The organism is Leisingera sp. F5 (assembly GCF_001593695.1).
In genome coordinates, this window is the sequence record NZ_LUKH01000514.1 from 1 (window position 1) to 2,231 (window position 2,231).

General features: G+C 63.1%; 2 protein-coding genes and 1 pseudogene. All 3 read left to right on the top strand.

Going from position 1 to position 2,231, the window contains the following annotated elements; all coding sequences use genetic code 11:
* Positions 1–255: pseudogene (locus tag A2I95_RS32630) on the top strand (hypothetical protein); the annotation flags it as partial.
* Positions 256–355: 100 nt separating this feature from the next.
* The gene (locus A2I95_RS32635; RefSeq protein ID WP_291736513.1) at positions 356–1,222 is read left to right on the top strand and encodes a PhzF family phenazine biosynthesis protein; all 867 of its coding nucleotides are present in this window, start codon (positions 356–358) and stop codon (positions 1,220–1,222) included.
* A complete protein-coding gene (locus tag A2I95_RS32640; RefSeq protein WP_291736514.1) occupies positions 1,219–2,214 on the top strand; it encodes a hypothetical protein in 996 nt (331 codons plus the stop codon). Before A2I95_RS32635 ends, A2I95_RS32640 begins: the two co-directional genes overlap by 4 nt.
* Positions 2,215–2,231 lie beyond the last annotated feature (17 nt).

Below are 2,231 nucleotides of genomic sequence, written 5' to 3' on the forward strand. Positions count from 1 at the left end.
CGCGCCGATCTTGCCATTCAGGCCGCCATCGGCGGCATGGGTATTGCGCTGGGGCGCAGCCTGCTGGTGGAAAATGATCTTGAGGCCGGATTCCTGGAAACTGTCGGCAAGCCGGTAAAATCCCGCGCCCGCTACTGGCTGGTCACCACGCCGGCCAATGCCGCCACCGACGGGTATCAGGCCCTGCGGCAGTGGATGCATGAGGAAATTTCAGTAATTCGCGCACAGCAATCAAAGATGTTCAGCATGGGCTGATCTCCACATTCATGAGGCAGCCTCATGTACATATGGCTCGCCCCGCGCCCTGTTTCTGAGCTAACCAGCAGGCAGATGCTCAATTCAGCGGGGGTGCGGCATGCACTATGTCCTTTGCGATGCCTTCTCGGATGGCCCGTTCACCGGCAACAGCCTGGCAGTATTCCCCGACGCGCTGGCGCTGGACGGCCGGCAGATGCTGCAGCTGACCCGGGAGCTCAAGCACTTTGAATCCGCTTTCCTAACCGGGCAGGCACTCGCGGACGGAAGCCGGCCATTGCGTGTTTTCGACCTGGAAGAGGAGCTGCCGTTTGCTGGACACCCGCTGCTCGGTGCTGCGGCCGTGCTGCATGACCTTGAGCAACCCGCTGTAACGGCAAAGATTGCCTTTGCCTTAGGAGAACGCCGGGTGACTCTGCGTTCTGCCCGCCGCGCAGCTGGGTTTGACGTTTGGATGGATCAGGGAAAGCCCCTGTATTTGGCAGAGCTGAACGGCCCCGCCGCCCGACAACTTGCCAGCTGTTTCTCGCTGGCGCTTGAGGATCTTGCCCCGGGCCTGCCGCTGGAAGTCATCTCGACCGGGCTGCGTTATCTGGTGGTACCGGTCCGGCAGGGTTTGGACAGGGCGGCTATCCGCGTTCCCGAGCTAGAGCAGCGGCTTGCGGACGTAGGCGCTCAGTTTGCTTATCTGTACGACGTCCACCGGACCGAAGGGCGCCATTGGACCAACGACGGACGGATCGAAGACATCGCAACCGGCAGCGCCGCAGGCGTCATCGGCGCTTATGCCCATAAGCACGGGCTGCTGAACGCGGCCAACACGTTGGAACTTAAGCAGGGGCAGTATGCAGGCCGCCCCAGCCGTATTTCTGTACAGGTCGTCAGTGGACCCGATGGGATCAGTGCTATCCATGTTGGTGGTCGGGTATCAATCCTGGGCACCGGCCGGTTCGGGGTGCTGCCATGACACCTGCCCTGCGCCATATCACCCGCGAAGAAATCTCCGCCCGGCTGTCCCACGCGGCCCTGCTATCTCCAGTGCGCCAGGCGATGATCGCCTACAGCGCAGGAAAGGCAACGTCGGCGGCTCAGGTGCTGTTCCCTGCGCCGGGCGCCGATGTGCATGTCAAAAGCGCGGCTCTGCCTGGCACCCCCATTTTCACCGTCAAGCTCGCGGGCTGGTCGGAAAGCCTGAAAGCAGACACCGGCAGCGGCCATAGCGGGCTGATTCTGGTCTGTGGTTCCAAGAGCTGCCAACCGCTTGCATTGCTTCACGACGGCCATCTGATTTCCGACTACCGGACCGGCGCCGCCGGCGCTTTGGCCGCGCATAGCTGCCTGTCTGCCGGACCAGTGGATGCAGCGTTGCTGGGTGCCGGCACGCAGGCGCGCCATCAGATACAGGCACTTGCCCAATTGCGGGAGGTCCGAAGCCTCCGCATCTGGGCGCGCCGGCCTGGGGCGTCCAATTCGCTGGCGGCGGCTTTGCGGGCTGCGCTTCCGGGAAGCCGGGTTTCAACTGCAAGCAGCCCGTCCGGGGCAATGCGCGGAGCCAGGCTGGTGGTGTGCGCCACCGCCGCGTCAGACCCATTGTTTCAGGCCGCAGATGTGGAGCCCGGCCAGACAGTTATCAGCATCGGCGCCGATGACGAAACAAAATGCGAGCTGCCCCCGCAGCTGCTCGCCAAGGCCGACAGGGTCTTCACCGACAGCCTCGGACAGTCCCGCGCCTATGGCAATGCAGCCCGAGCCCTGTCTTCGGGCCTGCCGGAGGCAGAACTTGGGATGCAGGAATTGGGCTCTGTTTGGGCCAAATATGACCGGCTGCGCAGCAGCGAAGGCCAAGTCATCGTCTGCAGCCTAACCGGGTTGGGCGTGCAGGACCTTGCTGCGGTTTCGACCTTATTCAACTGGGAAACACCCCGGACGAACTCCGCACCCGCGCAAAAGACCGGATAAAGGCGGAGGCCTTAAGG